The following is a 22715-nucleotide window of genomic DNA, read 5'->3' as shown; positions in this document are numbered from 1 at the left end:
GCGCCCTTCAGTCCGGACGGGTGTGGGCGTCGAACCGTTCCCGGTCGCTCTTGTCGCTGAACAGGATGGCGAAGCGGCTGGCCAAGTCGGCATGGTTGAGGATGATCGCGACCAGCACCGCCATCGGGGCCGACAGCAGGGCGCCCGCCCCGCCCCACAGCCAACTCCATATCAGCAGCGACACCATGACGATCAGAGGCGAGATGGCGAGCTGCCGCCCCTGCATGTGGGGCGCCACGAAGTTGCCCATCACCTGCTCGATCACCAGCAGCCCGGCACCGACGGTCAGCGCGGTGCCGGCATCCTTGGTCGCGAGCGTCAGCAGCACCGGCAACGCACCGGCAACCACCGATCCGATCACCGGTACATAGTTCAGCAGGAAGGCCAGGAAGCCCCACAGCAGCACCAGGTCGACGCCGAACAGGCTGAGCCAGCCGACATAGAGCACGCCGGTGAGCAGTCCCAGCACGCTGCTGACCACCAGATAGCGACGGAACTGCTGGGCGATGGCGGTGACCGCATCCACCGCCGTGCGGCAGCGTTCGGGTCCCAGCGTCATGACGATCTTCTCGCGCCAGACCGGCGCCTCGAGCTGCATCAGCAGGGCGAGGAAGACCGTCATCACCAGGGTCGACGCGGCCTGCCCGGTGGCGCCGAGCAGCGACTTGGCGAAGCCGGTGACCGGGTCCAGCGGAGCCGCGGCCTCGCCGCCCGACGCTGCGGCGCCTCCGGCTTGGCCGGCCGCACCGGTGACCTGCTCCCTGGTGCCCTGCAGCCAGTCGTTGGCCTGCGACCACAGCTTGCCGATCTGGTCGGCATATTTGGGAAAGTCCTCGGCCACGCGCTGGATCACCAGCGCCATGCTGCCGAAGAACGCGACCAGGATCACCAGGATCACCAGCATCGACGCGGCATGGCCGAGCCAGGAAACCCGCCGCGGCACCCGCTCCCGCACCCACCGGCCGACCGGCGCCACCGCGGTGGCGACGAAGAAGGCCGAGGTCAGCGGGATCAGGACCGAGGACGCGGCCTGCAGCACCCACAGAAGGGCGGTACCGGCCAGGATGCCGAGCAGCCACAGCCCGATCCTGCCGCGATCGATCCCGCCGCCGGACCGGTCCCACCAGTGGCGGCGCGCGCCGTCTGTTCCGCTTCCATCCACGCCGAACGCCTCCACCACCCGCCCGGCCCGTCACCGGCGATGCCTTCTAGACGCGCGGGCGTGGCTGATGGTTCCCGTCGGCGCATCCGACGGGCGCGCACACCGGAGGACACGCCAAAGATCTCATGGGTTGGCGGCCTGATGCGGGTCGGCCCCAATGTCCAATCTGGCAGATGGATAAAAGATAAATTTCCGTAAAACTTGAGCCTTGTGCTTTTCCTACTTCGACCGCGCGAGATCTGTTCGGGCCGTCTTCTCCGGACAAGTTAGCAAGAGGCGATCAAGTCTCATTCTTGCCCCATCTTTGCCACAGAAAAAGGGATGATTCATAATTTCCTAACCAAAAGGGTTAGTACCCCGTTAAGCCTAACAATCCAGCCTTCGGACCTAAGCGATACCCACAAAGCGGAGTTCCGAAATGGCTACCACCAACAGCGACGGCACCATCCAGGTCACGTTCGCGGTCAATGCCTGGGGCGTGGCCGCCGGCGGAAAATGGCCGCATTTCCAACTTCTTCTCGACGGCAAGAGCATCGGCGACGCCACCGTCGCCTCCGCCTCCCAGCAGCGCTACACCTTCACCGCCAACGTCCCGGCTGACAAGGCGCACGCCCTGCAGTTGGTCTACGACAACGACGACACGGTTAACGGCGTCGACCGCAACCTGTTCGTCAAGTCCTTCGAGGTGAACGGCAAGACCATCCTCGCCATCGACCCCTCGGTGAAGTACGACACCGGCAAGATCGACGGCCAGAACGTCATCGCCGGCCAGACCGAGATGTACTGGCCGGGCGCGCTGAACGTCGCGCTGCCGCCCACCCTGTTCTCCACCGCCCCGGTGGACAGCGGCAGCGGTGCCTCCGACATGACCACGACGATCAAGGTGAAGGCCTACGGCAACAGCGCCGCCGGGCAGGCCCCGCACTTCAAGCTGCTGGTCGACGACCAAGTGGTCGGCGATGCCTGGGTCAACGCCACCTCGGCCACCGACTACACCTTCACCGCGAAGGTCGATCCCAACGAAGCCCACAAGATCCAGATCTGGTACGACAACGACGCGACGATCAACGGGGTCGACCGCAACCTGTACGTCAAGTCGATCAACATCGACGGCCAGACCATCGCCGCCACCTCCGACATGGCCTCCTACGACAAGGGACCGGTGGACGGCAAGTTCGTCGTCGCCGGCCAGGAGGGGCTGTTCTGGGGCGGCGCACTGACCTTCGGCGTGCCCGAGGAGTATTTCGCCGGCCCGTACGTCCCGCCGCCGCCGCCCGCCCCCAGCTCGGCCGTCGACATCGTGGTCAACGCCTACGGCGTCTCGGCCGGCGGCGTCGCCCCGCACTTCAAGCTGGTGGTCGACGGCCAGGTGATCGGCGACGGCAAGGCGGCCAGCGGCAGCGTCACGCCCTTCAGCTTCAAGGCGGACATCGATCCGACCAAGGCCCATTCGGTCCAGGTGGTCTACGACAACGATGCCACGGTGAACGGCGTCGACCGCAACCTGTTCGTCAAGTCGGTGGTCATCAACGGCCATACCGTCGCCGCCACCGACAGCATCGTCAGCTACGACAAGGGCGCCGTCGACGGCAAGGACGTGGTGAAGGGCCAGGAGGGGCTGTACTGGGGTGGCGCGCTGAACATCAAGGCCGGCGCCGAGCTGTTCGGCAAGGCCGGGCTGCCCGGCACGACGCCGTCGATCCCGACCGCGCCGACCAAGCCGGCCTTCTATGTCGCGACCAACGGCAAGGATAGCTGGTCGGGCAAGCTGGCGGCGCCGAACGCCGACGGCACCGACGGTCCCTTCGCCAGCCTGGAGAAGGCCCAGGCGGCCATGCGGGCCGACGCGTCGATCGACACCACCTACATCCGCGGCGGCACCTACCACCTCACCAAGACGCTTGAGCTGACCTCGGCCGACAACGGCCACAGCTTCCAGAACTATCCCGGCGAGAAGCCCGAGCTGAGCGGCGGCGAGGTGGTCAAGAGCTTCGCCAGCGAAGGCAACGGCCTCTATGCGGCGAAGCTCGCCACCGCCAGCAACCTCGACCTGATCGTCGGCGGCGTCCGCCAGCACCTGGCGGAGAAATACGCCTACGACAGCGCCGACGTCACCACCGGCTGGCATTTCGCCGATGCGGCCGCCGGCAGCCCCAGCGGTTCGCAGATCCGCTTCCATGGGTCGGAGGTCACCGCGTCCGACATCCAGCCGGGCACGCTGATCCAGGTGATGGACGCCGAGCGGCTGGGCGACACGCTGACCAGCATCTCCGGCTTCAACGCCTCCACCCGCGCCATCACGCTGAAGAACGGCGCCTCCCTGCCCTTCGCGGAAGGCACCACCTACAAGCTTCTGAACAATGCCTCCTACGTCGACCAGGCCGGCGAGTTCGCCTGGCGGACCTCGGACGGCAAGCTGCTGTACAAGGCGGCCGCCTCCGACTTCGCCTCGAGCGGCGTCGAGGTGCCCCGGCTCGCCACGCTGATCAAGCTCAACGGCGCCACCAACGTCACCATCGACGGCCTGACCTTCAAGAACACCACCACCGGTGGCGACGCCCTGCTGCTGACCAACGCCAAGGGCAACCACATCAGCGACAACAGCTTCCTGAACGTCGGCACGGCGATCAAGCTGACCGCGGCCTCGTCCAACAACGACATCGCCCACAACGTGCTGAACCATCTGGCCGAGAACGGCATCGAGATGGACGGCCGCAGCAACGGCAACAGCATCTACGCCAACAGCATCAGCAACATCGGCGAGGTTCGGAAGGCGGTGGCCGGCATCATCGGCACCGGCGTGGACAACAACCTCATCTCCAACAACGACATCGACCACAGCGCCCGCTACGGCATCTCCTTCAAGGATTACGGCGGCACCACCAACACGGTGAACCACAAGAACATCATCCAGTTCAACAACATCTCCTACACCGGCCTGGAAACCGCCGACGGCGGCGCCATCGAGATCCTGGGCCGGTCCAGCGCCGATACCGGCATGATCATCCAGGGCAACCGGATCGAGCATGCCAGCGGCCTGGCCACCAGCGCCGCCGATAGCTGGATGTACGGCCAGAAGGGCTTCGGCATCTATCTGGACGACATGGCCGGCGGCATCACCGTCAAGGACAACTTCATCAAGGACGCCGACTGGGCCTCGGTGCAGATCCACGGCGGCGACAACAACGTGGTGACCAACAACTTCGCGGTGATCGCCAGCAACAAGGAGGATTTCATCCGCATCGAGTGGCAGCCGGTGCACGGCACCGCCGGCGACCCCCACAACAACACGATCACCCACAATGTGGTGCAGGGAACCCTGCCGCTCGACGACTACATCGAGCTGCTGAGCGCCAACGACTTCGTCATCGACAAGAACCTGGTCTTCAACGTCCCGAAATACGGTGACAACGATGTGATCGGCAAGGCGCTGTTCACCAACGCCTATTGGAACGACTACTCGCTGCAATCGGCATCCCCCGCCTTCGGCATGGGCATCCACGACCTCGCCTGGGCGAAGATGGGGGTGGCGGGCATCGCCGCGGCCGGTCTGGACCATTTCTGGGACGGCGTCTGACACACGCACGGCGTCTGCGCATCGGGGCTAAGCCCCCCGGTGCGCCGGTCCGCATGGGGGGCGGGGCGTGTTTCGTTCGACACGACGTCGGACGGGACGCGTTCCGCCCCCTTCGTCGTTCCCGGCTGCACCTCCGGCCATAGTCTTGGCCGTGCGGCGGGATCTCACCATATGGGGACGGCGGCCCGGCGGGCCGCGCAAGAGCACCGCAGCAGACGGACAGAGACCCAGAGCGATGAAGCACGTGACGATCGCGGCCCTCCTTGCCTTATGTGCCGGCTGGCTGGCCGTGCCGGCCGTGGCGCAGGAACAGACGAAGCCGAAGTTCGGTCCCGATGCGGTGCCGATCACCCGCGACGCGGCCTTCGTGCGCACCGACCCGGCACCAGACTACTGGGCGCTCACCCCCTTCTACGTGCCGCAGACCACCGGTTCCGCCTGCTCGCTGGCCAGCGTGACCATGATGCTGAACGCGTTGCGCGGGCTGCCGGCGGCGGCATCCGAACGGCTGGTCACCGCGCGCGATCTGCTCGACCGCCTCGACGACGACCATTGGCGCGCCGCCGTTGCGGAGGATGGCGAAGGGGTATCCTTCGGCGAGCTGGCGGATTATGTCCGCCGTTCGCTCGACGCGTACGGCATCGCGGCGGATGTGGAGGTGTGGCGCCCGCGCGACGCGTCGCCGGAGACGCTGGCAGAACTGCGCCGCATCCTGGCCGACAACGAGCGCAGCGCCGACGACATCATCCTGCTTGCCTTCGACCAGGGCACCCTGACCGGCGACGTCGGCCTCGGCCACATCGCGCCGCTCGGCGCCTACGACCCGGCGACCGGCCGGGCGCTGGTGATGGATCCCGACCGCGCCTGGTATGTCCCCTACTGGACCCCGGACGCCCGCCTGCTCGACGCCATGCTGAAGCCCGACCGCGCCGACCCGACGGGCAGCGGCCTGATCCGAGTCCGCAGCCGCCGGGTATCGGGCTAGGCACCCCCCCGCCCGCTACTTCACCTCCTGGCTGCTGAGGTCGGACGGGTTCTGCGACCGGGTCGGCTCGTTCGGCTGGTCGGGCTCGCTCGCCAGCGGGTTGGGGCGCGGCACCGGAGTGCCGTTCAGGTCGGGCGGCGCCCGGCGGACGTCGGCGAGCGCCTGCTGCAGGTCGCTGCCGCCGGTGTCGGCCGAGCTGGACGGGTTGGGCGGGCGCGTGCCCTGGGCCGAAGGATGCGGATCCTGGCTTTCCTGGACCTTGGGATCGCGGGCCAGGGCGTCACCCGCCGAGGCGGGCGCCGTGTCGGCGGATGGAGCCGGCTGCTGGGCGCCGGCCCCGAAGGCCGGCAGGCCGGCCAGCAGGCCGGACAGGATCAGGGCGGCGGTGATGCGCATGATGCGTCCTTATCGGTGGCCCGGGGCGCCGGGAGGGCCGGCGGCACATGAGGGGCACTTCGTCGGCGGGCCGGCACCAATCGGCCGCCCGCGCGTTGTTCCGGTGACGGAGTCCAGCCCCGCTCCACCAAGCCCCTGCCCAACAGGAACGCTCCTCATGCCCGCCGAGTTCCCCGCACAGCCGAAGGCCGAAACGCCCCCCGACCGCGCCGAGCGGCGCCGGGTCGGCGTGGTGGTCGAGCGCCGGCGCGTCGACAATCCGTGGATCGAGGCGCGCTGGCAGCCGGTCGTCCTCGTCCCGCCGGATCCGGCGCTCGCCGACTGGAGCGTGGTCGCGGAAGGAGCGGACTGGACGCGCCATTATGCCGGAAGCGCCGAGATCGCCCTGTTCCCGACCGAGACGGACAACTACAAGCACAACCTCGACAGCGGCGTCCCCTGTGCCTACGTCATCCTGCGGCTTGGCGGCCCCCCGCCGGGCGTGCGCCTGCTGGAGGTCACCGTCGACCCCGGCGAGATCGACACCCATGCCGAGGCCGGCGACGACGTGATCGAGCCGCTGCCGCTGCCGCTGCCGCTGGTCCTGTGGATCGACGGCTTCGTCGGCCGCCACCATGTTGCCCGCCCCTTCCACAAGCGCAAGCGCGACCGGGCGGACCCGGAAGGGCTGGCCCCGCGCCTGCCGCCGGAAGCCGGCCGCCATGACTGACCGCGAGGAGGATGGCCGGGGCGGCGAGGGCTTCGTCGGCCGCTGGTCGCGGCTGAAGCGCAGGGCACAGGTCGAGCCGCCGGCCGAATCCCCAGTCACAACAGCCACGCAGCGGGCGCCACGGGATCCCCCGCCCGCGGACCCGGTGGATGCGGCACCTCCGGCGGAGATTTCCGCGGTCTCGGCGACCGGCGATGAGCAGCAGGACCTGTCCGATCTGCCGTCCCTGGACAGCCTGGACGCCGCCAGCGACTACACGGGATTCCTGCGCAAGGAGGTGCCCGCCGAACTGCGCCGCCAAGCGCTGCGCAAGGCATGGGCCAGCGACCCGGCCATCGCCGGCTTCCGCGGCTTCGCCGAATATGACTGGGACTTCAACGCTCCCGGCTACGGCGCGCTTCTGCCGACCGACGATATCGCCCGACTGGTCGATCGGATCTTCCCGACGCCCGAGACGGAACCGGAGGAACCGGACACGGCGGCGGTCGCCGCCGCGGAGCGGGAGAGGCCGCCGCAGGACGACGTCGCCGAGGCGGCGGCCGAGCCCCCTCCCCAGCCCTCCCCGGCCGCCGACGGGAACGGGAGCGGACCCGCCGGCTGCGGCGGCCCGCTCTCGCAGGACAGGGAGGCGTAGGTCGGGATTGGCCCCAACCCTCTAGAGTGTGATCGTTTCAAGCGGTATCGAGGAGAGCGCGATAGGTGTTAGGTAAACAACGGGAAGGTAGAAAAAGCTGTGAACGCCGGGGTCTGCGTTCCTGCCTGTCATCCCGACCGGCATTCAATATGTCCGGAAACTCGTGGAAAGCGGGTGTTTACGGACAATTTCCGAGGTGGTCCCCAAAGGTCGATTTCCCGGACAGTTGGGCTGCGAGCCAGGGGGCAAGCCACCGTTCCGGTTCAGTTCACCCTTCCCGTTGTTTACCTAACGCCTATCGCGCTCTCCTCAGGTCGTCCTGACCATCGGCGGCAAGCACTATTACCTCTGGCGGGCGGTGGACCGGGATGGCTTCGTGCTGGATGCTCTCGTTCAGAGCCGGCGGGACAAGGCGGTAGCCAAACGCCTGCTGCGCAAGCTGTTGAAAGGCCAGGGCCGGGCGCCGCGGGTCATGGTGACGGACAAGCTGAAGAGCTACGCCGCCGCCAAGCGGGAGATCATGCCAGGGGTGGAGCACCGGCAGCACAAGGGCATCAACAACCGGGCCGAGAACTCGCACCAGCCAACAAGGCGACGAGAGCGCCAAATGAAGCGCTTCAAATCGGCCGGCCAAGCCCAGCGGTTTCTCTCGATCCACGATCCGATCGCCAACCTCTTCCACCTTCGCCGAGACCACCGCCCCGTTGCCGACTACCGAGTTGCCCGTGCCCAGGCCTTCGGGACCTGGGTCGAGGTCGCCGGTACCCGGCTCGCGGCGTGACCCGATCACTGCCATCGCTGCGGGCTTCCGCGCGCCTTCTGCCGGTCGATACTTAAACAAGTTGACGGTACCGTCGCAACTATAGCTGTGCGCTGTCCTGTTTTCTCAGCCACGTTTCGATCACAGACGGATTGACAACGTATTCAGGCACCCGCCACTCTGCCACCGCTAGAAGGTTCTCGCAGAATGCCTCCGGCAGGCGCTTCTGAGACTCTACTGTATGTCCTACCATGTGTGGGGTAAGGATGGCGTTTGGAAGGTCGCGCAGCGGACTATTCTCTTTCAACGGCTCTGGATCGAACACATCGAGGGCGATGCGCATAGCAGGTCGCTCTGCGGCGAGCGCGGCGAGTGCATCGTCGGGGACGATGCCGCCCCGCGTGATGTTGACAAACACCACGTCCGGTTTCATCCGGCGCAGCGCGTCAAGATCCAGCATTCCTCGTGATTCAGGATTGAGCGCAGCCGCCATAATAACGACATCGCTTGTCGCGAGCACCTCATCGAGGCTCTGCGCGGCGACATATGCGGGCATCGGTCGCGTCGTGCGCACCGAGGCGACGAGCCTCACACCCCATGCAGACAGCCGTTCCGCGATAGCCTGTCCAATTTTGCCAAAGCCTATCAGGCCAACTTTCTTTCCCATGAGCATCCGCGCACGGACCTGCGAGGGACGCGGCAGGTTTTCGCGAAGGTAGCGCTCAGTGCCATGAAGGTCATAGAGCGAAGCCAGCGTGAAGAGAACTGCGGCCTCGGCCATGCTGACGGAGTTTTCCGTAATTTGGCCATTCGCCACGAGTATGCCGTTTGCTGTCGCGGCCGAAACATCGAACCCTTCGACCCCTGTGAACGGGGAAACCAATGCGCGCAAACGCGGCATCTTGGCAAACAACTCCCGGTCGGCTGTAAAGCTTGAGGACGCGCCAAGGATTTCCAAAGACTGCAGCGCGTCAACGGCGGCAAGCAGGTCCTTTCGCGTTAAGAAACGCGCCACACTATGGCCGCGCCTTTGCAACTGGTCATGGGCTAGATTGAAGAATCGATCAAAGGATGACGTTCCCACTAAAGCAACATTCAAGACTTTAACCTCCACATAAGTTACCCGGACAATCCTAGTTGGCGGGTTCAACCATTCAAGACCGCGCGTACGTTAGAGTCGCAGACTGCGACTAAATCTGGCTAAATCGCACATCTTCGTTTAGTGCGTAAGAACACAGCAATCCAGTGGATCTCACGGCCGATCACCACGTCGTCCATGAAACCTATTTCGCCACCTCGCCGAGCCACTTATCAGCGGCAAAGTCAATGTGATCCACCACTGTTTCGAAAAAGAACTGTCAACGAGTTATATTTTGTCGACAACGCCTTAATTGTCCCGCGGGACAAGATCGATTTACCTGCCGCCGTTTCCGGCGACTGGCTTTTTTGCCCTGCTAACTCTTGCAATTGGCACGAGAAGATGGCAATCCCGAAAAATCCAGCTTCTAAGCCAATTCATTTAATCTAGTACCGGCGACTTCGCGCCTCACCTTCGGGCCATGATTGGCCGGAGAACTCAAAGCATCTGCGGACCTATAGAAACGGATAGCTCGGCTCCTGATCAAGAGACTTAATTTACCACAACTGCACCGGCTATCGATACCTATCCTGGTGGAGGGCATCGCGACATTTGTTCGGCGGACAACGCTAACCCGGATCATTCATCAACGCTTTGGAACGGCTGCCCGAAGACGCGTCGATGGGTGGCGCCAACGGCGCGGCATGACGGGGCTGGAGGGGTGCGGGGACAGGTTTGTTCAGGGGCACGTCGCCCCGGCGTTCACGGCGGCAGCTTGACGGTGCGGGCCGCCAGCATCGCCAAGCTTTCCTGATAGGGGAAGCTGGTCGGCAGAGACAGCTTGATGCGGGTCTTCATCTCGGTGACCCGCGCCGCCACCTTGATGAGGCCGATGCGCAGCGTGTCGAACTGCGCCTCGCGCCAGAACGACGCCTTCGGTGCCAATCCGCGCAAGCTGTGCAGCAGCCAGTAGGCGGCGGTGTGGATGAGCAGCCGAAACTGGTTGGCGGTCGCCTTGCTGCAGGACGTCCGGTCAGAGGCGAGATGCAGCTTGTGGGCCTTGATCAGGTTCTCCATCTGGCCACGGGCGCAGTAGATCGTCTCGTACAGCGCCTTGGGCGTGCCGGCCAGGTTGGTGACGATGAACCGGCTGTCGGTACCCTGGGCCGACGCCTCGATCCGGGCGATGACCCGACGCTCGACCTTCCAGGTGCGGGCGGCGTAGCGGAGGTCGCCGAAGCGCCGGACCTTGTCCGCCTCGCCGGCGATCCGGCCCATCGCGGCGTCCTCGGCCAGACCGGTGACCCGCCCGAGCAGGACCGTGTTGCCGCCCAGGCCGAAAACGTAGCCGACACGGTTGCGCTCGCACCAGCTCATCGCCTCATGGCGGCCGTAATGGCTGTCGCCGCGCACCAGGATATCGACACGCGGCCAGCGGGCGCGGATGGCGCGCACGACGTGGCGCAGCACCAACGCCACCTCGGCGCCGTCCGGCGCCTTGCCGGGGCGCAGGATGACGGCGACCGGTTTGCCGGTGGTCGCCTCGTAGATGTGCATCGGCAGGAAGCAACGCCCATCGTAATGAGCGTGGAAGAGCGAGAGCTGCTGGGCGCCGTGGACGCGATCCTCGGTGTCGTCGATGTCCAGCACGATGCGCCGCGGCACCGTGGCGAAGCTGTCGCAGAACAGGTCCACCATGGCCGCCATCATGCGCTTGAGCGCCACCGGACCGGGCAGGTTCTCCAGCCGGCTGATGGTCGGCTGCGAGCAGAGGTCACCCCCGCTCTCGGGAAGTCGGCCCACCGCCATCTTGAAGGCGGGATCGCTGCGCAGGGCGTCGCAGTCATTGGCATCCGGGTAGCCGGCGGCGATCAGCAGGGCGCGGAAGCGGATCATCTCCGTCAGCGTGTGCTGGAGGCGCTCCGGAGCGCGCGGATCCTCGATGCAGTGCGCCAGACGCTCGCAGATCCCAAGCCGCCGGTCGATCTCGGCCAGCAGCAGGATGCCGACGTCGGAGGTGAGACGACCGCCGTCGAAGGCGGCGTGAACCGGCTTGCCGGCAACCGGTGACAAGCCGGGCAGAACCCCGGTACTCTCGGCCATGGCGGGCGTGAACTCCGTTGATCCGTGGTGAGACTGCTTCAGCACCAGAATCATGCACGAATTCAGCGGCTTATCATCGCGCCCGCCGCCCCAGCTCCAGCCCCGGTGAATTTCCGGGCTAGAGTCTGTCTGGTGCTTCAATAAGCACCAGACAGACTCTAAACGCAGCGCCCGCCATCGACCTCCAGGCACACGCCGGTCAGGAATTCCGCCTCGTCCGAGCAGAGGTAAAGCGCGGCGTTGGCGATGTCGTCCGGCGTCGACAGGCGGCCGAGCGGGATGGTCGAGCGGAACTGCTCGCGGCGTTCGGGCGTGTCCTCGCCCATGAAGCGGTGCAGCATGCCGGTTTCGCCGGCGACGGGGGCGATGGCGCAGACGCGGATATGGTCGGGCGCCAGTTCCGCCGCCATCGACTTGGTCAGGGTGACGACCGCACCCTTGGAACCGTTGTACCAGGTCAGGTTGGGCCGCGGCCGCAGCCCGGCGGTGGAGGCGATGTTCAGGATCACCCCCCGGCCCTGCGTGCGGAAGACCGGCACCGCGTGGATGGCGCCGTGATAGATCGATTTGACGTTCACCGCGTAGATGCGGTCGAAGGTCGCTTCGTCGACGTCCAGCATCGAGCCGTAGCGGTGGGTGTATCCGGCATTGTTGACCAGGATATCGAGCCGGCCGAACTCCCCAAGCGCCGCCGAGACGATGGCCTCGTAGTCCTCGCCGACCGAGACGTCGGCCCGCACGGCGAGCGCGGTCTCGCCCAGGCTGTCCGCCACCCGTCCGGCCGCCGCCTCGTCCAGGTCGGCGACGATGACGCGCGCTCCTTCCGCGGCGAAGCGGCGGGCGATCCCCTCGCCGAAACCCGATCCGCCACCAGTGACGACGGCGACCTTTTCTGAAAGACGCATGAACGTTTACTCCCCGGCTGTGCGCGGCCGTTCGGCTACCGCGCCATACGAACAACAGGGAGCGGGCGCCATCGGCCGCATCGTGAACGCGGCGAAGCACGCATGATAGCGCGATGCCGCCCGTCGGGCAGCCGCGATCATCCGTCACGAGGTCAGGGGGGAGGGAGAATGGCGCGAGTGACGGGACTTGAACCCGCGGCCTCCGGCGTGACAGGCCGGCGCTCTAACCAACTGAGCTACACCCGCGCTTTGGCTCCCGGTGCTGGACTCGAACCAGCGACAAGCGGATTAACAGTCCGCTGCTCTACCAACTGAGCTAACCGGGAACGGAGGCCGCCTTATAGAATCGCTGGCGGATCCTGGCAAGCGGAAAAACGCAAAGCGGCGCATTTTTCCCGGGCAGGCCTCCAACGGCCCGCCTGCCCCGTGACAATGCACGCGCGCCGCAGCCTGGGGTTGCCAGGCAACAGGCGCGGCCTTGACAAGTCGGGCCTTCTCAGGCTCTTTCTCGCCCTCTCCTCCCACCATCGCCGCAGGCCCCGATGTCCGAGGTCGTTCCCTTCGCCGCCGCTCGCGAGGCGCTGCTCGCGCGCCTGACCGAACAGCTTCCTCCTTCGTCCGAATGGGCCGGCCGGTTGATGCTGATGCCGGAGGGCCGGCGGGTGGAGCCGATGCCGGCGGCGGACGCCGTGGAATCGTTGCGGGCCTTCCGCGCCGGATTGGGCGACGCGATCGGCGCCGCCCCCTGCTCGGTCGGCGGCGTGTGGGTCGGGCGCGAGGACTGCCTGGACTGGGACGGGCTTCTGGCGCCGCTGGCGGTCGCCGCCGCCTATGTGGTCGGGCGCACGCAATCGGCGGGGGGCTTTGCCGCCGAATTGTTCCGCTGCAAGGACGCGCTGGCTGGCTGGGGCGTGCGCGGCCTGCGCGGCGAACCGGCGGTGGCACGTGCCGGCGGCTACGCCGTGATCTCGGTCAGCCGCCGTCCCGACGACCACGAGATCGTCCTCGACCGGGTGATGGACACCTTCGCCTTCGTGATGCGCAGCCTGGGCGAGCCGACGGTGCCGAGCGCCGACATGGACCGCCGGCTGGTCCGCCGCGCCGTTCCCCTCAGGCGCTGACCGGCGGCGCCGGCGGCGCCTCCAGCAGCGGAGCGACCCACCGTGCCAGGAACGGGTCCGCCGCCGTCGCCGCGACTGCCGGCCGCGCCACCAGCAGAAGCTGGAGCAGCGCCGTGTGAAGCTCGGTGCAGGCGGAGAGGTCGACCCGCGCCGGCACCGTCGCCTCCAGCCATTCCGCGAACGGCAGGGCCTCGTCGACCGTGCAGGCGGCATCGAAACGGGCGAGATCGCCCTCGTAGCGGATCGGCATCACAGCAGCTCCCGCAGGTCCAGCACCAGGATCAGGCGTCCGTCCCCGAGCACCGCGGTGCCGGTATAGCCGCGCAGCCCCCGCAGCACCCCGTTCAGTGGGCGCAGCACCACGTCGGCGCGATCGCCGACATCGTCGACAGCCACGGCGACCGGCGCGTCGCCCAGTTCGGCCAGCACGACGCAATCCGCATCGCCTCTCGCCTCCTCCGGCAGGCCGAGCAACCGGCGCAGGCGGACCAGCGGCACGACGCGGTCGCGCAGCACCAGGCTTTCCGCGCGTTTGACCGCCCGGACGGCGCTGCGGGGGACGCGCTGGACGCTGTCGACGACGGCGACGGGCACACCATAGAGCGACCCCGCCGCCTCGACGACCAGAACCCGCGTAATGCTGAGCGTCAGCGGCAGCAGGAGCCTCACGGTCGTGCCGGTGCCGGGGGTCGAGGCGATTTCCACCCGACCGCCGGCACGTTCCACCGCTGCGCGCACGGCGTCCATGCCGACGCCGCGCCCCGACAGGTCGGACACGCCGGCCGCGGTGCTGAAGCCGGGGGCGAAAACCAGCCTCACCGCATCGGCATCATTCAGCTCTGCCGCTGCCTCCGGCGTGAGAACCCCCTTGGCCGCAGCGGCACGGCGCATTGCCGCCGGATCGATTCCCGCGCCGTCGTCCGTCACTTCCAAGACCACGCCGCCCTTGTCCTGAAGGGCGCGGACCCGCAGTGTGCCGGTGGACGGCTTTCCGGCGGCAGTGCGGCGGTCGGGCGATTCGATGCCGTGGTCGAGCGCGTTGCGCACCAGATGCAGCAGCGGCTCCCCCAGCACGTCGAGGATGTCCTTGTCGGCCTCCGTTTCCCCTCCGTCGAGCGCCAGTTCCACCGTCTTGCCCAGCTTGCGCGCGGTATCGCGCACCAGCCGCGGCAGCGGATCGAAGACGCGGGCCAGCGGCAGCAGGCGCAGCCTCAGGGCGGCGTGGCGCAGGTCGCCCACCAGCCCGTCGAGGCGGTCGGAAACGGCCTTGAGATCGCGGGCGAAGTCGCCGCCGCCGGCACGGCGCTGCAGCGGCGCCAGCTCCGCCTTGGCCACCGACAGCTCGGCGATCAGCGTCATCAACGCGTCCACCCGCTCCGGCTCGACCCTGAGGGCGCGCCGGACCATCGCCGCGGGGGGCGGCGCCCGCTCCGCCGGCGCGGCGGACGGCCCGCCGGCAGGGGGCGGGGTGAGGAAACGGCGCAGGGCCGCACCATCGGTGGTCGCCGCCTCCAGCGTCGGCCGCTCCGCCGGACGCCCGAGCGCCGCCAGGATGGCCTCGACCGCCCGCGCCACCACCGCCCGCCGCGCCTCGCGCTCCGCGGCGTCGCCCGGCAGGTCCAGGATGCGGGCCTGCTCCGCCAGCATCGCCTCGGCCAACGAGGCGGGTGCCAGCGACGCCGGTGCCGGCGGCGTTTCCGCCGATGCGGAACCCCCTGCTCCGCGCTCCGGCGGCAGGGGTGCCAGCGTCACGGCGCTGATGCGCACCTGATCCGGAACGCTGCGGAAGACGGGTACCACCTCCTCCGGCAAGGCCCCGCTCAGGGCGCGCAGGCGCAGCACGCAGCGGTAGGGGTCGAACTGCGCCGGGGATGCCGGCAAGGGCTCCACCGGTTCGATCCGCAGCAGCCGCAGGTCCGGAACCCGGCGGAACAGCGCCAGCGGATCGTCACCGGTGAAGAAGCACTCCGGATCGGGCGCATAGTCGATCGCCGTCACCGCGGCCTCCTCCGCCAGGCCGGCCGCGTGGCGCTCGGCGGCATCGAGCGCCGCGACCCAGTCGAAGCCCGGCGGGGCCGGCAGGGACGCCGCCTGACGGCCCTCTCCCCTGCCCTCGCCGTCCCGCAGGTCGCGCAGCAGCCGGTCGGCGGCGTCCGGTGCGTCCGGCGGCAGCGTTCCGCCGGCTTCCAATGCCGTGACCCAGCGGCCGCACTGGTCGAGCGCCCGGAACAGCCGGTCGGCCAGTTCCGGCGTCATCGATCGCCGGCCGTCGCGCAGCAGCGACAGCGTATCCTCGCCGGCATGCACCAGCCGGGTGAAGGGAACCAGGTCGAAGAGGGCGCTCGCTCCCTTCAAGGTGTGGAAGGCGCGGAACAGGCCATCCACCGACGGACGGTCGCCCGGATCGCGCTCCAGCGCCAGCAGGGCCGCCCCCGCCTCCTCCAGCAGCTCCTGCGATTCCGTGATGAACTGGTCGAACAGGTCGCTCATGGCACGCCCTCCCCACGTCCGGGCTGCAGCGGGCGGCCGGTCAGCAGCCGGGCCGCCTCGACGAGCACCTCCGGCCTGGGCGGCTTGACGATGTACCAGTTGGCCCCGGCGAGCAGCGCCTGCTCGCGGTCGCTCTCCTTCGATTCCGTGCTGATCATGATGGCGGGAATGGCGCGCAGCACCGGATCGCGGCGCAGCACCCGCAGCATGGTGTAGCCGTCCATCTTGCGCATGTTCACGTCGACGATCACCAGATCCGGCGGGTTCGCCATCGCCCGCTCCAATCCCTCGATGCCGTTGACCGCCTCATCCACCACGAAGCCGTCGGCCTCCAGCACGCTGCGGCTGAAGGCACGGACGGTCACGGCATCGTCGACCACCAGGATCCGGAAAGGCGTCATGACGCGCCCCCCTCTGCCGGCTTCTGGTAGAGGATGGCGTCGGGGAAACGGCGCGGGACGAACAGCGAGGACATGCGGCTCATGCTTTCAGAATGGCCGAGGCAGATGAAGCCGTTGGGGGCCAGGGCATCATAGAACATGCCCGCCGCCTCCCGCCGGCCGAGGTCGTCGAAATAGATCAGCAGGTTGCGGCAGAAGATCACGTCGATGCCGCGGAACGCCTGCACTTGCCGCGGGTCGGCGATGTTGACCAGGGAAAAGTCCACCGACTCCCGCAACTCCTCGATGATCCGCCACCGCGCCCCGTCGGCCGCCAGTGCTCCGCGGACCGGCTGGAAATATTTGGAGCGCAGGTGGGCGGGCAGGCCCTGCAGCGCGCGTTCATCGTAGATGCCCTCGCGCGCCCTTTCCAGCACGGCGCTGTCGATGTCGGAGGCGAGGATCTCGATCTCGTACTCGTCAACCCGGCTCCACTGCTCCAGCAGCATGATGGCGATCGAATAGGGCTCCTCGCCGGTGGCGCAGCCGGCCGACCAGATGCGCAGCCGCGACCCCGGCCGGCGGTTGCGCGCCAACTCGTCGAGGACAGACCGGACCAGGCAGTCGAGCTGGTATTTTTCGCGGAAGAAGTAGGTCTCGTTGACCGTCATCAGGTTGACGAGACGCTGCAGCTCCTCGCCCGACGCCTGGAAGCGCAGCACATTGAGGTAGTCGCGCAGGGTCGCCACCCCGACCGCCGCCATGCGGGCGGCGATGCGGCGATCAACGAAATAGCGCTTGGCCTCGGTGAAGGACAGGCCGGTGCGTGCACGCAGGAAATCGCAGAGCGCGGCATAGTCCGCGGGGGGCAGGCCCTCGGCAGGGATGTCGGCCACGCGCTCACCCGCCACGGAAACTGGAGCGCGCCGTGTCGACGGCGAAGGCCACGAAGGGATCGCCGGGGAAACGGCGGGCGAGCCGTTCCAGGCTCGACAGCGCCTCCGGACTGCCGGCCTCGGCCAGGGCCTCCACGGCTGCCAACCCGACATTGACGTCGGCGTCATGCTCCATCACCGCAGCCAGCCACGCCGCCCGGTCGGGATGGACGAGCCCGCCCAGCCCCTGCACCGCGAAGATGCGCAGGTCCGGGTCGGAATGGTCGAGCAGCGGCAGCAGCGCCGGTGCCGCCACGCCGGCCGGCATCTGCTGCAGGCTTTCCAGGACGGCATTCCGAAGGGCCGCGTCCTCGCGATCGAGGAAGGGGACCAGTGCCGCCGCCGCCGCCGGGCTGGCGATGCGGGCAAGCGCCGTCAGCACCGCCTCCCGGACGCCGGGATCGCCGTCGCCCTCGATCCGGCCTGCCAGGGCGGCGATAGCTGCCGGGCCGGGGTCCCCGGCCTGGCCGAGCGCATGCGCCGCCTGGCGCCGCACCGCCGGGTCGGCATCCCCGAGGCCAGCGAGCGCATCGGCCGTTCCCACGGACGCGCCCATGCCGTGATCATCCACATGCGGAACGGCGATGCCGGTTCCCGGCTTCTTCCTCACCAGCCCCATCGGGGATCCTCCTATCCTGCGCGCCGGCCGGCCGGAGCCAGCCATCGGATCAACTGTCCGGCGATCCGGTCGGACGGCAGGACGATTCCGGCACCGCCGCGCTTTATCAGTTCCTGCGGCATGCCGAAGACCACGGCGCTCTCTTCCGCCTCGGCGATGGTGCGGCCGCCGCGGGCATGCAGGTCGGCCATCGACGCGGCACCGTCGTTGCCCATCCCGGTCAGCAGCACGCCGACCAGCCGGTCCGGCGGCAGCAGGCGCATGGCGCTCATGACCAGGCGGTCGGCACTGGGGTGCCAGGGCCGGTCGGGGGAAGCCGGCACGCAGACGGCCTGCAGCCTGCCACCCCGACGGGCCAGTTCCAGATCCGCACCGCCGCGGGCAATGCAGACCATCCCCGGTTCCAGCACCGTCGCGCGGGACGCCTCGACCACGCTGAGCGCGCACATCTCGTCGAGCCGCCGCGCCAACGTCGCGGTGAAGGCGGGCGGCATGTGCTGGGCAACCACCACCGGCCAGGGGAAGCTGGCCGGCAGCAGCGGCAGAATGTCCTCGAGCGTGCTCGGGCCGCCGGTCGAAACCCCGACCAGCACCACCCCGGTCTCCACGCTCTCCGGAACGGCCGCCGCAGCGGCCGGCCTGGACATGGCGAAATCCTCGCCGGCGATACGGGCGCGGGCCAGCCGCAGCCGCTCGCGCAGCCCCCTCACCCGCCGCGGGCGGGAGGATGCCGCGGCGCGCACCGTTTCCACCAGCTCGCCGCCGATGCGCCCGATCGATCCGGCGGCCGGCTTCTGCACCGCCTCGACGGCTCCGAGGCGCAGGGCCTCCAACGTCTCCACGGCACCTTCGCCGGTCAGCGAGGACACCATGACCACCGGCTTGGGATGCTCCACCATGATGCGGGCGAGGCAGGAAAGCCCGTCCATTCCCGGCATCGTGACGTCCAGGGTCACCACGTCGGGGTCGAACAGCGGCATCCGGGAAAGCGCCTCCTCCCCGGATGCGGCGGTGTCGACCGTGAAGCCGGCCTCCCTCAGCACATCAGAGATCCGGCGCCGCATCAAAGCGGAGTCGTCAACAACCAGAACCTTCAGCACGCCATCCCCCATCCGCCCGTTCACCCGGACGGAACAAGCAGGCCGGCCAACCGGTCCATGTCGAGCAGGCTTTCCGGCTCCATCAGCAGGATCAGGCGCGAGCCGGCCACGCCGGCATCCTCCAGCGTCGCGACCTGCCGGATCAGGCGGCGCTGGGCCGCCGATACCGCGGGTGCCGGACCGATCCGTTCCGGCGGAATCGTGAACAGGCCGGACAGGCTGTCGACCATCAGGCCGACCCGCGCGGCCTCCGCGCCGCCATGCCCGACCACCACCACCCGGCATTGCGCAGCCCCGGCGCCAACGGCATCCGCTGCCGGCAGGTTCAGGAGGCGCCGCTGGTCGATCAGGGGCAGCACCTCGCCACGCAGGGTCAGCACACCGGTGACGAAGTCGGGGGCGTTGGGCAGCGGCGTGACGGCGTCCGGCCGGCGCAGAACCTCGCGGACCACCGAAACCGGCAGCCCGTACTCGACCCCGGCCAAGCGGAAGACGACGAAGCGCTCGCCCGCATGCCCAGCGCCCTCCTCGGCGATCGGTGCCGGTTTCATGCCCTTGCCATCCTCTTCGGCCGCTTGCCTGGCCGCTTGTCCCGCCGCTTGTCCCTCTGCGCCTCTGTCGGCGACCGCACCGTCGCCGAACGCCGCCCCATGGCGGAACAGCCGGTCCGCCGACAGGACCGACACCAGCCGGCGGCCCGCATCGGCCCGCGCGATGCCGTCAAGATCCTCGAATTCCGGTTCCCGGGCAAGCAGTGGAGGCACCGGATCGATCAACCCCGGGGCGATCCGCAGGATTTCAAGCACCTCGTCCACCAGCACCCCCACCGGCGCATGGCCAGTGCCGGCTTGCACCACCACGACGCGGCGGCCTGCGGACAGGGCGTCCGCCGCGTCTCCGGCACGGTCCAGCCCGAACAGGGCGCGCAACCCGACCAGCGGCAGCAACTGGTCGCGCACCGACATGACGCCCAGCAGATGCGCCCTGGCCCTGGCCATCCGTGCGACCTCGCGCGGGGCCGGCAGCACCTCCCGCACCCGGTCGACCGGAATGGCGAACTCCTGCCCGGCCACCCCGAAGACCAGCAGGGCGGCGTCGGTCCCGCCGGCGCCGGCGGGGCCGAGTGGCGCCAAGCCGGATCGGGGCGTCCCGATCGCGCCACCCGCCGCCTTGACCGGCCTTGCTGCCGCGGCATCGACATCGCCGAACTGGCGGTCGATCAGGAGACCGGTCTTCAGGATCGTGGCGGGACCCTCGCGAAGGACGCCGTCCAGCATCACGGGATCCACCATCGCCGACCGGGACCCATCGTCCTCCGTGGCGACCGGATCGATGTGGTCCGCGGAACTGTGCAGGATGCCGACCATCGCATCGACGGCAAGGCCGACCTGCTGCCCACGATGCAGGACAAGCACGACGCGTCTGCCCCTCGCTCCGGCGGGAGTGCCGCCGGCATGGCCCAGCGCGCGCGACAGGTCGAGCACCGGAACCGCCTCCCCCTGCCATTGCGCGAGTCCGTCGAGGCTGGAAGGACCCAGCGGGATGCGCAACAGGGCCGGCGGCCGGATCACCGCGCTCACGGCTGGCAGCGGCAAGGCAAGCCGCAGGTCCCCGACAGCCACCACCAGGAAGGCAAGGCCAGCCTCGCCAGCCTCATGGCCGGGCTCGTCCAGCAGCACGCCCACGTCCGAGGGGCCGGCCTCCGGCGGGATGGTCACGCGGCCCCCAGCAGGCTGTCGGCCATCGCCGCGATCTCCTCGATGGCCGAAGCCAGCTCTTCCGTGCCCTTGGCCTGTTCACGGGCCGCCTTGGCTGCCTCCGATGCGGCAAGATTGGCCGACGCCGCGGCTGCCGCCACCTGTTCGACACCGGTGCGGGTTTCGCGCAGGGCACCGCCGGTCTCGTCGGCGGCGTCCAGGATCTCGCGGCAGCCGACGGTGACCTGGCGCAGCTCCTGCGCACCCGCGGTGAGGGTGACGCCGAAGGCGCGATGGCGTGCGGTCTCGGTGACGGCGATGGTGGCCACGTCGTCGACGTCGCGGCGGACGCGCTGCATCTGGTCCTGGATGTCGCGGACGATGTCCTTCACCCGCTCGGCGCTGTCGGCGCTGTCGGCGGCCAGTTTGCGGATGTCGCCACTGACCACGGTGAAGCCCCGGCCGTAATCGCCGGCGCGCGCCGCCTCGATCGAACCGCTGACCGCCAACATGCCGGTCTGGATGGCGACGGTGGCGATCGCGTCCACCACCTTGTCGATGCGCCGGCCGATCCGCTCCAGGGCGTCGAGCCGTTCGGTTGCCCGGCGGGACGAATCGACCGCCTCCATCATGCCGTCGGCGAGCCGGCCGATGGTATCGCGCGTCTCGTCCAGCAGGCGCTCGAGAGAGGTGCAGCGGCCGACCGAATCCTTGGCCCGGCCGGACGCCAGCGTCGCGGCGGCATCGATCTCGGCGATGGCGGAGGCGAGCTGGTGGGTCGCCGCACTCTGGCTTTGGGCGCCGCCGGAAATCTGGCCGATCGCCGTCATGATCTGGGCGGCCGCACGATTGATCTCCTCGATCGCCGCGGACAGCTCCTCGGCCGCCGACGCTAGTTCCTCGGCCGCGATGGCAATGTCCGACGTCCCTTCCAACTCTTCGGCGAGGTCGGAGAGCTGCCCGGCTGCCCGCTGGCTCTGGTTCAGGGCGATGGCCTGCTCGCCCGCGGTCTTGAGCGCCTCCTCGGCCGCCGCCGACTGCTCCTCGGCACTGGCTGCGATGGTTTCCGCCCCCCGCAGCGCCTCGCGGGCCGCCTGGTCGGCTTCCACGGCGGCGCGGATGGTCTCCTGCGCGCCCTGGACGATCGCCGACATGTCGGTCCGCATGCCTTCAAGCTGGCGCGCGATGGTGCGGCCACGATCCACCTCGACCTTGGCGGCGTCGGAGGAGGCGACGATCCCGGCGGCGATGGCGGCAACCGCCTGCTGGACCTCGCCGACCATCGCCTGGATGTCGTTGGCGCTTCGTTCGGACCGCTCGGCAAGGGCCTGGACCTCGTCGGCGACGACGGCGAAGCCCTTGCCGGCCTCACCCGCCCGTGCCGCCTCGATGGCGGCGTTCAGCGCCAGCAGGGCCGTCTGGTCGGCAATGGCGGCGACGCTCTGCACGATGGTGCCGATCTCCGTCGCCCGCGATTCCAGGTCGCGCACGAGCCGGACCGAGGCCTCCTGCCGTTCCGCGGCACGAACGATGCCTTCGACGGACGAGAGGATCTGGGTGCTGACGTCCTTCAGGGTGGTCTGCAGCGTCTCCACCCGCAGCACGGCCTGTTCGGCGGTGTCGCGCGACCGCGTCAGCAATTCCGACGCGCGCCCGATCATGCGCTGCGACTGCTGGGTGGCGCCGGCCGACTCCTCGGCTCCGGCGGCGATCATCTCCATCGCGCGGCGAAGCTCCTCGGCGGCGGAGGCCGCCTGCGTGACGCCGCTCGCCAGTTCGGTCGAAGCGGCTGCAATGCCGCTGGCGGCCTTGCGCCGGCGCGAATCGGTACGGGCCCTGCGGCGGCTCGGATTGGCCGCGCCGATGCCGGGAGAGGCGGCTGCGGGCTGCATGGCCGCACCGCCGATCTCGAGGCCGTTCGCCCCAGCCTGGTCCGGACCGGCTTCGGTGTCGCCGGCGGCCCTGGCCCCGCCGGTGCGCGCCGTGTCGATCTTCGTCTTCTTGATAAGTGCCATTGTCCTCTTCCGCCTTCTTCGGCCGGTCCAAGCCCGGCCCATCCGGGAG

General features: G+C 68.8%; 18 protein-coding genes, 2 tRNA genes and 1 pseudogene. 6 read left to right on the top strand and 15 right to left on the bottom strand.

The features are described 5' to 3' along the window. Window positions 1–7: 7 nt before the first annotated feature. Complete coding sequence (locus J2850_RS00450) at window positions 8–1162, bottom strand: AI-2E family transporter (RefSeq protein WP_209977660.1); 1155 nt, start codon at window positions 1160–1162, stop codon at window positions 8–10. A 418-nt stretch (window positions 1163–1580) separates the two neighbouring features. On the opposite strand from J2850_RS00450, the gene J2850_RS00445 reads away from it, so the two are divergent. Together J2850_RS00445 and J2850_RS00440 are read left to right on the top strand one after the other, a co-directional pair. Then, window positions 1581–4739, top strand: coding sequence for a carbohydrate-binding domain-containing protein (locus J2850_RS00445; RefSeq protein WP_209977658.1), 3159 nt, complete (start codon window positions 1581–1583; stop codon window positions 4737–4739). A 235-nt stretch (window positions 4740–4974) separates the two neighbouring features. Then, complete coding sequence (locus J2850_RS00440) at window positions 4975–5724, top strand: phytochelatin synthase family protein (RefSeq protein WP_209977656.1); 750 nt, start codon at window positions 4975–4977, stop codon at window positions 5722–5724. Window positions 5725–5739: 15 nt separating this feature from the next. Here J2850_RS00440 and J2850_RS00435 read toward each other — a convergent pair whose 3' ends face one another. Beyond that, window positions 5740–6120: a hypothetical protein gene (locus tag J2850_RS00435; RefSeq protein ID WP_211113721.1), complete on the bottom strand. Its 381-nt coding sequence runs from the start codon at window positions 6118–6120 to the stop codon at window positions 5740–5742. Window positions 6121–6277: 157 nt separating this feature from the next. Between J2850_RS00435 and J2850_RS00430 the strand changes: the two genes are divergently transcribed. From J2850_RS00430 to J2850_RS00420, 3 genes and pseudogenes are all read left to right on the top strand, one after another. Then, the gene (locus J2850_RS00430; RefSeq protein WP_209977654.1) at window positions 6278–6829 is read left to right on the top strand and encodes a DUF3305 domain-containing protein; all 552 of its coding nucleotides are present in this window, start codon (window positions 6278–6280) and stop codon (window positions 6827–6829) included. Further along, window positions 6822–7463, top strand: coding sequence for a DUF3306 domain-containing protein (locus J2850_RS00425; protein ID WP_209977652.1), 642 nt, complete (start codon window positions 6822–6824; stop codon window positions 7461–7463). Before J2850_RS00430 ends, J2850_RS00425 begins: the two co-directional genes overlap by 8 nt. 322 nt (window positions 7464–7785) lie before the next feature. Next, window positions 7786–8244 (top strand): annotated as a pseudogene (locus tag J2850_RS00420) (IS6 family transposase); the annotation flags it as partial. Window positions 8245–8323: 79 nt separating this feature from the next. Here J2850_RS00420 and J2850_RS00415 read toward each other — a convergent pair. The 5 genes from J2850_RS00415 to J2850_RS00395 all read right to left on the bottom strand — a co-directional run bounded on the left by J2850_RS00415 (window position 8324) and on the right by J2850_RS00395 (window position 12635). Then, window positions 8324–9322 carry an NAD(P)-dependent oxidoreductase gene (locus J2850_RS00415; RefSeq protein WP_209977650.1) on the bottom strand — a complete coding sequence of 333 codons (999 nt, stop codon included), beginning with the start codon at window positions 9320–9322 and terminating at the stop codon, window positions 8324–8326. Window positions 9323–10063: 741 nt separating this feature from the next. Continuing rightward, complete coding sequence (locus J2850_RS00410; protein WP_209977648.1) at window positions 10064–11404, bottom strand: IS1380 family transposase; 1341 nt, start codon at window positions 11402–11404, stop codon at window positions 10064–10066. Between the two features lie 158 nt (window positions 11405–11562). After that, window positions 11563–12309, bottom strand: a complete 747-nt coding sequence (locus J2850_RS00405; protein ID WP_209977646.1) for a glucose 1-dehydrogenase — start codon at window positions 12307–12309, stop codon at window positions 11563–11565. A 169-nt stretch (window positions 12310–12478) separates the two neighbouring features. Next, window positions 12479–12555, bottom strand: a tRNA-Asp gene (locus J2850_RS00400). Between the two features lie 4 nt (window positions 12556–12559). Further along, window positions 12560–12635 (bottom strand) — tRNA-Asn (locus tag J2850_RS00395). Between the two features lie 216 nt (window positions 12636–12851). Between J2850_RS00395 and J2850_RS00390 the strand changes: the two genes are divergently transcribed. Continuing rightward, window positions 12852–13430 carry a hypothetical protein gene (locus J2850_RS00390; protein ID WP_209977644.1) on the top strand — a complete coding sequence of 193 codons (579 nt, stop codon included), beginning with the start codon at window positions 12852–12854 and terminating at the stop codon, window positions 13428–13430. Here J2850_RS00390 and J2850_RS00385 read toward each other — a convergent pair. The 8 genes from J2850_RS00385 to J2850_RS00350 are packed head-to-tail and all read right to left on the bottom strand — an operon-like array spanning window position 13420 to window position 22666. Further along, window positions 13420–13680, bottom strand: coding sequence for a hypothetical protein (locus J2850_RS00385; RefSeq protein WP_209977642.1), 261 nt, complete (start codon window positions 13678–13680; stop codon window positions 13420–13422). The genes J2850_RS00390 and J2850_RS00385 overlap by 11 nt on opposite strands. Then, a complete protein-coding gene (locus J2850_RS00380) occupies window positions 13680–15920 on the bottom strand; it encodes a chemotaxis protein CheA (RefSeq protein ID WP_209977640.1) in 2241 nt (746 codons plus the stop codon). Before J2850_RS00380 ends, J2850_RS00385 begins: the two co-directional genes overlap by 1 nt. Further along, the gene (locus J2850_RS00375; protein WP_209977638.1) at window positions 15917–16321 is read right to left on the bottom strand and encodes a response regulator; all 405 of its coding nucleotides are present in this window, start codon (window positions 16319–16321) and stop codon (window positions 15917–15919) included. The genes J2850_RS00380 and J2850_RS00375 overlap by 4 nt, the downstream gene beginning before the upstream one ends. Continuing rightward, the gene (locus J2850_RS00370; RefSeq protein WP_370878896.1) at window positions 16318–17196 is read right to left on the bottom strand and encodes a CheR family methyltransferase; all 879 of its coding nucleotides are present in this window, start codon (window positions 17194–17196) and stop codon (window positions 16318–16320) included. The genes J2850_RS00375 and J2850_RS00370 overlap by 4 nt, the downstream gene beginning before the upstream one ends. Window positions 17197–17200: 4 nt before the next feature. After that, window positions 17201–17854 carry a HEAT repeat domain-containing protein gene (locus tag J2850_RS00365; protein ID WP_209977635.1) on the bottom strand — a complete coding sequence of 218 codons (654 nt, stop codon included), beginning with the start codon at window positions 17852–17854 and terminating at the stop codon, window positions 17201–17203. Window positions 17855–17865: 11 nt separating this feature from the next. Beyond that, entirely contained in the window at window positions 17866–18954 is a 1089-nt protein-coding gene (gene cheB, locus J2850_RS00360; RefSeq protein ID WP_209977633.1) for a chemotaxis-specific protein-glutamate methyltransferase CheB, read from the bottom strand. A gap of 20 nt (window positions 18955–18974) precedes the next feature. Further along, complete coding sequence (locus tag J2850_RS00355) at window positions 18975–20672, bottom strand: chemotaxis protein CheW (RefSeq protein ID WP_307353758.1); 1698 nt, start codon at window positions 20670–20672, stop codon at window positions 18975–18977. Continuing rightward, window positions 20669–22666 carry a methyl-accepting chemotaxis protein gene (locus tag J2850_RS00350; protein ID WP_209977631.1) on the bottom strand — a complete coding sequence of 666 codons (1998 nt, stop codon included), beginning with the start codon at window positions 22664–22666 and terminating at the stop codon, window positions 20669–20671. Before J2850_RS00350 ends, J2850_RS00355 begins: the two co-directional genes overlap by 4 nt. Window positions 22667–22715: the final 49 nt, after the last annotated feature.

The organism is Azospirillum picis (assembly GCF_017876115.1).
Lineage (GTDB): Bacteria > Pseudomonadota > Alphaproteobacteria > Azospirillales > Azospirillaceae > Azospirillum > Azospirillum picis.
This window is presented reverse-complemented; position numbering and strand designations above follow the sequence as displayed.